Genomic DNA, 7,763 nt, shown 5'->3' on the forward strand with positions numbered 1-7,763 from the left:
CAAGTTTGGCTAAATCGATGCCAACGACTTTAATTAAAGACATATGGACTCTCCTTTGATTGAATGCTTACACTTTCAATATGGCACATAGATGCCGTTAGTAGGGGAGTCCATATCATTCGTTATGTGTATAGAACAACTCCGAGTTTGAGGCCATAAATGAAATACAATATCTACCTTTGCATAGTCGTGTTACTCATAGCTGGTTGTGCGGCAGGACATCAAGATTATTTGGATTTTAAAAATAGTAGAGTTGGTAAAAAAGAAACTAGAACCGAACCATTTAAATGGGATAACTCAGGTGAATTAGTTCGTGCTGACTTTTTGATTTCTGGTCAGGGACTTACTGAAATAACTAAAGATGATGAAGGTCATTTAATTTACCACTATAGTGTCCAAGAAGTATTGCCTACTAACCCAAGAGAAGAATGGGTAGGTAAATGTTTAACCTACAATGTAGTAAACCCTGAAACAATGGTTATCATTGATTGGGGTTTTGATAAAGGCGGCAACCCTTTAAGTTGTAGAACTTGGCCTTAGAGTAAATATACAGATAACAAGGGTTTTCAAGTCGGACAAATTACAGTTGGCTTTTTGTTCGTGCCTCACTTATTTTAGCCAACTGCAATTTGCCGCTTAAAACGGCGTTATATGAAAAGGATGTTATGCAGTCATTCAAATACTTAATCTCAGCTCTAGTAATTTCATCTTCTAGCAGTTTTGCTCAAGATACCAAATGTGAAATATCAGGAACTTGGAAACATGCAGATAAAAATGCTTGGCTAGAAATTAATTTAACGACTAAAACGGTTAACGTTAAATCTCACTTAGATAATCCGAAAGCTAACGGCCTTACTGTAATAAAAAACTTAAAGCCAAATTGGTCAGGCCAAATGTATAATGCAAGCACTGGTGGTTATGTTCCTGTTCGTCTAACTTTTAATAGTTGTGAGCAGCTTAAAGTAACTGATAATGGCGTAAATATTCTTACGTTAAACCGAGAGTAATTGCATATAACAAGCCACTCAAGCAGGACAAATAACAGTTGTCTTTGTTCGCTTCGCTCTCTATTATAGCCAACTATTATTTGCCTCTTAGTGGGGCGTTAGCATTACAAGGAAGCTTGAGTATTATAATTGATTATTCACAATATACTTTTGAAGACTTACTTGATGTAAAAGTAAATATTGATAAAGATAAATATCCAGAAAACTTTAACGCATTAATGTGCGAGTTATCAAAAAGGGATAATGAACTTGAGAAATTCAATATTGAAACCCTAGAAGAGGCAGTAGTAAAAAAAGAGATAATGAAGGTTAGTTGTTCTTTTAAAAGGGTTACTGGTGTTCTTTTTTTTAGTTTTATAGTTAGTATTCCTGTTGTACTGTCAGCAGAACCTAGTACATTCAAAGGCTTAGATAGGTTTTATTCCACACTTATTTTATTAATGGTTGGTTTGCCTTTGTTGCATTCTTTTCGAAGTGGTTGGACGTTAAGTAGGAGCGGCATAGTTACAGTCACCGAAGACGCTTTCTCCTTCACGATTATGCAATTGTTTTATGGGTATGTTTTTTGTTTAACTTTATTATTTACCGTAGCTAGGTGGTCGTAGTACAGCTAACAAGAAAATTAAGTGGGACTGCTAATAGTTGGCTAGGTTTCGCTCCGCTTCACATATTAGCCAACTATTAATCAACCCCTTATTTGGGCGTTATACGTAAAGGAGATTTCGCAGATGGAGTTGAATTCAATAGATGATGTAAATGCACTTGTCGAGATTCAGAAAATTGCGCAGGTTAAACGACTAGAAAAGAAAATTCGTCAACTCGGTTATTTACCTTTAGTTACATTCGTAGGTATCATTGTATTTTATATTTTGCGTGTTTTTTCTGGTTATTTTGATGTTCGGCTAGGTGATGTGATTTTTATCGGATTAATGATAGGTGGTAATTGTCAATCAAATGTTCTGCGTATGGATTTGATCAGAGAGTTATTTAAATTACAGTATGGAAAATAGTTTACGTATAACAAGGCATTCAAGCAGGACAAATAACAGTTGGCTATTTGCCTCTTAATGGGGCGTTAGTTGCCTTTATTCTGGTGGGAAATTCTGCTTTTGGTGTAAAACTCGCATTATTCTAATCGTATCACCATCGATCCAATAAGAAACAATCATTGATATTTCTGGAATGATTAACACTCTTCCACGAAAAATGTCTCTTTTAACACCCATTAATGGGTGTTCTAGTAAGCTTTCAACTTTAGCTTCAATAGTTTGATCAGTTTTTTCTGCTGCACTTGGATTAAAATCAAAAAGAAATTCAAATATTTTTTCACGATCATTTAGTGATTCTTCTTCCCAAAAGATCATGATTTGTCTCTATTACGGATTTTCTTTTTTCTTGCTTCCATTAATTTTTTTGCTTCATCATGTACAATAAAATTAGCTTTTCCGTTATCATACTTGTCAAATGCTGTATTTATTTGTTCCGATAACCATGCATCATGGCTTATAGTTTTTCTCTGTTCTTCTGCTAAAGCTTCTGCAAGTTCTCGGCATGCGTCGCTAAGAGTACGGCCTTGGCTTTCCGCCATTTGTTGCGCCAAACGTTTCGTTTCTTCATCAACTCTAAATTGAATGCGAGTGTCCATAATAAGTTACCTTAAATTAGTCTTGTACTCACAAATGTTAGCACTGCAATTAATCCAAGGCAACTAACAAGTTGCTTAAATGGACAAAAAACAGTTGGCTTCCCTCACTTCGTTCGTTATTGTAGCCAAACTATTTTTAGCCGCACAGCAAAGCGTTATGCTCTTAAGCCTGATGGTCAGGTTTCTATTATCTAAAGTTTATTAAAGGGAATTATTATGCTTTTGTTTCACATCATCGCAGGTTCATTTGTTCTATTATTTGGTATAGGCGCTTTGATCTTCTCTAAAGGAGAAAAATTACATAGGTATAGTGGTAATTTGTTTTACTTTTCATTGTTACTAATGGCAGGAAGTGGGGCCTATTTTGCCGATGACCCTACGATCGCTATTTCATCTGTGTACTTCGCTTCAACAGCATGGGTTATAGTTCTGATGCCAGAAAAGAAAATAGGTATTTTTGACATAATAGCGTTTATTGTCATTTCAGTTATAAGTGCGAATTTCTTTTATGCTGCAATCACTTCAGAACCAGGCTTCATGGTTACTATGTTTTATATATTTGGAAGTGTTGCTTTACTTGCAGCACTTCTCGATTTGAATATGATTATACGTGGTGGAATATCCGGTGCTCATCGTATTGCGCGACATCTGTGGCGTATGTGTTATGCATTACTAGGAGCGGTACTTTCCTTTGTTGCGAATACATCAGATAAATGGCCTAATTTCATTGATGCAAACTTACCGATTTATTTGTTAATTGTAATGATTTTTTATTGGCTAATTCGCGTATTATTTACGAAGTGGTTTGACAAAAGAAAAGATGTAATTGGGAAGGGTTCTACTCTTTTAAGTAGTAAGTTGAGTCAATAGATACAGAGCATAACAACACGCCCTGAAGTGGACAACAAGTTAAATTTAGCTAGTTGTTGCAAATTTTAACAACGGCGAACCTCTTCGTTTTAATGCTTCCAAGTATTTTGATTCATCGTAGGGCGTACTTGTTTTCCAGCACCTAAATATTATTCTTATCCACTTGAAAGCAAGCGATCTGATTATGCTGTTATGTGGCTTCCCTTTACTTTTTTGTTGCTCATAATAAGCTTTTGCCCAGAATGAATAGCGTATCGAAAAACCCGCCCATTCAACAAACGTTTGCCTTAAAAAAGTAGGACAACTGTACCGCCAATGTGTCCATGTCTTTTTACCGCTGCTTTCAATAACGGGTGCAATACCCGCATAATTCTGCATCTGTGAAGCATCCGTATAACGTTCTCTATTGTACCCAAAAGCGACTAATAATCGCGGTGCTAGTTGTGGGCCTACGCCAGGTAAACTATCAAAAATAGCCTTGTCTTGTTGTTTTTTGTACAGCTGTTTTATTGATTTATCCAATTGTTCAATACTCATAAGTAACACCTTGAATTGTGCGATAACCACTTCCACTAACAGTTGATTAGGAGCTATTACGCCTTCATCTTTGGTTAACTGAACGGCTTCTTTAATACTAAGCAATCGAGCATTATTGACGGTTTCATAATGTGAGTTGTGACGATTAAAGAAGTCTACTAAGGTTTGCTTTCTGGCTTTTTTAACCGTGGTGAGCGATGGCCATTTACTGATAAAATCACAAAAGATAAAGGTATCTTTTCCTTTAAACCATTCAAGCGCTTGAGGGGAGTAGTTCTTCAAAGTTGCGGTTATATTATTTGATAAATCGACGCTATCTTGTACTACAATACGACGATACTCAACCAGTTGCGCTAATGCTCTCATTGATGTTGACTCAGGTATTATCACTGAAAGTTTATCTATGTGAAGTTTAATCATTTCAACTTGTATGAATGCATCTGTCGGATCATTTTTTGCGCCGCTAGGCGTGAATGCTTTGCGGTAATTTGCGACCGCGGATGGATTCACCATAAATAAGACGAGGTGATCATATTTTGCGAACGCATAAATTAAGGGTCCTTTTTTAAGTTCACACACAAGAGCAATTTTCTGATCTGGGTAACGCAGCTTAAGATCCATTGCCCATTTGTGAAGCGCTTCTGGTTTATGTTTTATAATGGTGTAGTGATATTGTTTGGTGCTTTTTGGGTGCTCACATATATCATGTTTTTTGTCAGCTCAATCGATACCAATAAGTGCAGCGAAATCATCGACGTTATATGCTTTCATTTTGATGCTCCAGCGAGTAAAGTTATAGATGGGATGTGCTTAAGCCTCGTTTCTCGCAGGTCTTATAGATAGTCGTGGTAGGCGATCCCTGAGTATGCGTTTTGAAGCGAGTAGCTCTGTTGGTTCGAACGTTTTGTTAGAAACATTGGATGTTTGCCGTTCAATATTCGTAACCAACAGAGGCATATTCCACTTATCAAATATAGTAAACTAATCGATTGATAAATGGATTGGTCCAACTATAAGCCATTCAAGCAGGACAAATAACAGCTGGCTATTTGCTCCTTCGTCGCTTATTTTAGCTAACTATTATTTGCCGCTTAACGTGCCGTTATACGCAAGGATGAACGATGGCATTTAAATTTACGTTTGTATTTCTTTTTATATTGATGATTACAGGTTGTTCCTCACGAGGGACAGAAGAGATTGGTTGCAATTTTACTTCGGGCTCTGATTTTACTGAACACGATAAAGAAAGCTTATGGAGCGATAATTTTATTACAGATATTTTTGTAGGCTTGTTTAATGTAACAATACAAGGTGCTCATAGAAAAATATCACCAGATACATATACCTCATGTGCTAAACCAGATGTAAGTACTTGTATAGATTCAGAGGGTAATATCAAAGCAGAGTGTACGTTAACCAAATAATCTAGGTATGTGGCATTTGCGTATAACAAGCCATTCAAGCAGGACAAATAACAGTTGGCTATTTGCTCCTTCGTCGCTTATTTTAGCCAATTATTATTTGCCTCTTAATGGGGCGTTATATTTATTTTCATATTTAGGAGTAATACTTGAGAAGTGCTAAATTTATTATTTTTCCGATCGCTATGTTATTTTCAGTTAACACTTTTGCCTCAGCAGACTGCTATGGAGTACCTAGTGTCGTAAAAATGGGTGAATATGGTGCCCAAGAAAGTTATGTGATAGTTCGACTTGGGGGTAAAGACTATCGTTTAGGTAACCCATCCGATGCGGCAGTTAAGATGAGAGCATCAATAGTTCAAACAGCATTAGTGGCAGGAAAACAAGTCAAACTTAGGTTTTACAGAGAGGCCTCTTGTGATACGGCTTCTTCAAATAGAGTAATCCCTAACTCTGTTCAGTTGGTTAAATAAATATAACAAGGGTTTTCAAGTCGGACAAATTACGGTTGGCTTTTTGTTCGTGCCTCACTTATTTTAGCCAACTGTAATTTGCCGCTTAAAACGGCGTTAGTGTAATAAGGAGATTTTAGTTGAACTTGAATAATTTAAGTCTATTTTTCGCTATTTTCATTTGTGGTTGTCAAACTACAAATGAAAATCGAGATAATAGCTCTAATATAAATGACATCGTAAAAAATGAACCACGTTGTATAGTGTTCCCAATAAAAATTGATAATTTTAGTAATACGACTCAAGAAGGTTTCCCCATAAAAAGAGTTGCTCCAAAATATCCAAAATCAGCCGCAAGAGATAAAATAAACGGCTACGTTAAATTTGAGTTCGATATTTCTTCTGAAGGTAAGCCCTTTAATATTGGTGTTATGGAATCTTCTCCATCTGATCTTTTCATAAAACCAGCAACTGAAGCTCTCGAAAAATGGCGATTTAATCCTTATAAAGAGAATGGGTTACCTATTGATAGTATTTGCCAATCAATTCAATTAGATTTCAAGGTGTAAATTACACTAACAAGCTTTTCAAGCGGGACAAATAACAGTTGGCTAGTTCCTCTTCGCTTCACATTTTAGCCAACAATTTGCCCCTTAACAGGGCGTTATGTGTTCAAAGCTGTACTTCCTGTTGTTATATTTATTGCTGAATAATTATTAATATCTGATGACAAAGGGATTTATTTGTTTTATGGTTTAATTGTTAAATGATTTAACAATTAAAAACAATTAAAAAAAGGATTAACAATGAAAAATAAATTATTAAAATACCTTAGTGCTACTGCCATTGCTTTAACGGTTTCATTTACTGCTATGGCGAATTCCGACGATTATGATCGGGGGTGCGGACAACCACATCCATTAGATTGGCTCTGTCCTTGGCATTAACCTTTTAAATATATTGTTGTCTTTTTAAAAGTTTGAGACCGTTAGTTATATTTCCATAGGGAAATATAACTGACTTATATTTTTATTATCTATTTTTAATAAACTTTGTTTCATTATTACCCCCTAATCTCCAATCATTCCTTTTTAATAAATTGACTAAAAACAATTTCATAATCTCTTGATATTGGTTATTTATAGTTTTGCCAAAGATACAATGGTATATAACAGAGTTAAAATGAATGAAAGATCAATTTTGGTCGTCACACATAACAAGCCATTCAAGCAGGACTTTTAACAGTTGGTTAGGTTCCGCTTCACATTTTAACCAACAATTAAAAGCCTTTTAATGGGGCGTTGTATTTTACCGAGGTCTTAATGAATGCGCATGGTTCTTATAAATTAGAAGTTAATAGAAATACCGTTACTTTTATAGCTTATGATGCTTGGAATTATGAAGCAGCTATAGAATGGGGGAAGGAGTTTAAAAGTATTGTACTTCAAATGAATAATGAACCTTGGGCATGCTTGGTCGATCTAACTGAATGGGAGTTAGCAACACCTGATACAAGAAGTTATATATCTGAATTATATTTATGGTTAAACAATCAAAATTTAAAATATTTAGTTGTTGTTTTTGGCCTTTCGATTCAAAAAGAGATACTTGAAAAAACCTATAAAATCCTTACCAATGTAGAGAAAAAATATTGCGAAGATATAGGTAAAGCTAATAATTGGTTAAATAGTGTTGGCTTTTAAAAACTTAGTTTCAAGTTTGAAGTGCGACAAAAGTGATTATTCATAAAAGCATTCCTCTGGTGTTTTATATCCCAATCTCTTTCTTGGTCTTGTATTTAATTTAGCTGCGATGGCATTACATCGTTGTT

At 35.4% G+C, this 7,763-nt stretch carries 12 protein-coding genes and 1 pseudogene; 10 read left to right on the plus strand and 3 right to left on the minus strand.

Annotated features, from left to right (window positions below; genetic code table 11):
- Window positions 1–159 precede the first annotated feature (159 nt).
- The 4 genes from H4J73_RS02255 (at window position 160) to H4J73_RS02270 (ending at window position 2,017) form a co-directional block, all read left to right on the plus strand.
- Complete coding sequence (locus H4J73_RS02255; RefSeq protein ID WP_182176837.1) at window positions 160–540, plus strand: hypothetical protein; 381 nt, start codon at window positions 160–162, stop codon at window positions 538–540.
- 125 nt (window positions 541–665) lie between these two features.
- Entirely contained in the window at window positions 666–1,007 is a 342-nt protein-coding gene (locus H4J73_RS02260) for a DUF2147 domain-containing protein (RefSeq protein WP_182176838.1), read from the plus strand.
- Between the two features lie 38 nt (window positions 1,008–1,045).
- Window positions 1,046–1,612 (plus strand): hypothetical protein, encoded by a 567-nt coding sequence (locus H4J73_RS02265; protein ID WP_182223846.1) that lies wholly within the window; start codon window positions 1,046–1,048, stop codon window positions 1,610–1,612.
- A gap of 123 nt (window positions 1,613–1,735) precedes the next feature.
- Window positions 1,736–2,017 carry a hypothetical protein gene (locus tag H4J73_RS02270; RefSeq protein WP_182176840.1) on the plus strand — a complete coding sequence of 94 codons (282 nt, stop codon included), beginning with the start codon at window positions 1,736–1,738 and terminating at the stop codon, window positions 2,015–2,017.
- A 75-nt stretch (window positions 2,018–2,092) separates the two neighbouring features.
- On the opposite strand, the gene H4J73_RS02275 is transcribed toward H4J73_RS02270, so the two are convergent.
- Together H4J73_RS02275 and H4J73_RS02280 are read right to left on the minus strand one after the other, a co-directional pair.
- Window positions 2,093–2,371: a type II toxin-antitoxin system RelE/ParE family toxin gene (locus tag H4J73_RS02275; protein WP_182176841.1), complete on the minus strand. Its 279-nt coding sequence runs from the start codon at window positions 2,369–2,371 to the stop codon at window positions 2,093–2,095.
- Window positions 2,368–2,652 (minus strand): type II toxin-antitoxin system RelB/DinJ family antitoxin, encoded by a 285-nt coding sequence (locus tag H4J73_RS02280; RefSeq protein WP_182176842.1) that lies wholly within the window; start codon window positions 2,650–2,652, stop codon window positions 2,368–2,370. Before H4J73_RS02280 ends, H4J73_RS02275 begins: the two co-directional genes overlap by 4 nt.
- A 216-nt stretch (window positions 2,653–2,868) precedes the next feature.
- Here H4J73_RS02280 and H4J73_RS02285 point away from each other — a divergent pair, with 216 nt between their 5' ends.
- Window positions 2,869–3,522, plus strand: a complete 654-nt coding sequence (locus tag H4J73_RS02285) for a hypothetical protein (RefSeq protein ID WP_182223847.1) — start codon at window positions 2,869–2,871, stop codon at window positions 3,520–3,522.
- 45 nt (window positions 3,523–3,567) lie between these two features.
- Here H4J73_RS02285 and H4J73_RS02290 read toward each other — a convergent pair.
- Window positions 3,568–4,767: pseudogene (locus tag H4J73_RS02290) on the minus strand (transposase); the annotation flags it as partial.
- A 413-nt stretch (window positions 4,768–5,180) separates the two neighbouring features.
- On the opposite strand from H4J73_RS02290, the gene H4J73_RS02295 reads away from it, so the two are divergent.
- From H4J73_RS02295 to H4J73_RS02315, 5 genes are all read left to right on the plus strand, one after another.
- Window positions 5,181–5,483, plus strand: a complete 303-nt coding sequence (locus H4J73_RS02295; protein WP_182177989.1) for a hypothetical protein — start codon at window positions 5,181–5,183, stop codon at window positions 5,481–5,483.
- 146 nt (window positions 5,484–5,629) lie between these two features.
- Window positions 5,630–5,953 (plus strand): hypothetical protein, encoded by a 324-nt coding sequence (locus tag H4J73_RS02300; RefSeq protein ID WP_182177991.1) that lies wholly within the window; start codon window positions 5,630–5,632, stop codon window positions 5,951–5,953.
- Window positions 5,954–6,072: 119 nt separating this feature from the next.
- Entirely contained in the window at window positions 6,073–6,501 is a 429-nt protein-coding gene (locus tag H4J73_RS02305; RefSeq protein WP_182177993.1) for an energy transducer TonB, read from the plus strand.
- A 237-nt stretch (window positions 6,502–6,738) separates the two neighbouring features.
- The gene (locus H4J73_RS02310; protein WP_182177995.1) at window positions 6,739–6,879 is read left to right on the plus strand and encodes a hypothetical protein; all 141 of its coding nucleotides are present in this window, start codon (window positions 6,739–6,741) and stop codon (window positions 6,877–6,879) included.
- Window positions 6,880–7,254: 375 nt separating this feature from the next.
- The gene (locus H4J73_RS02315) at window positions 7,255–7,635 is read left to right on the plus strand and encodes a hypothetical protein (protein WP_182177997.1); all 381 of its coding nucleotides are present in this window, start codon (window positions 7,255–7,257) and stop codon (window positions 7,633–7,635) included.
- Window positions 7,636–7,763: the final 128 nt, after the last annotated feature.

The organism is Colwellia sp. MB3u-41 (assembly GCF_014076845.1).
Taxonomy (GTDB): Bacteria; Pseudomonadota; Gammaproteobacteria; order Enterobacterales; family Alteromonadaceae; genus Colwellia_A.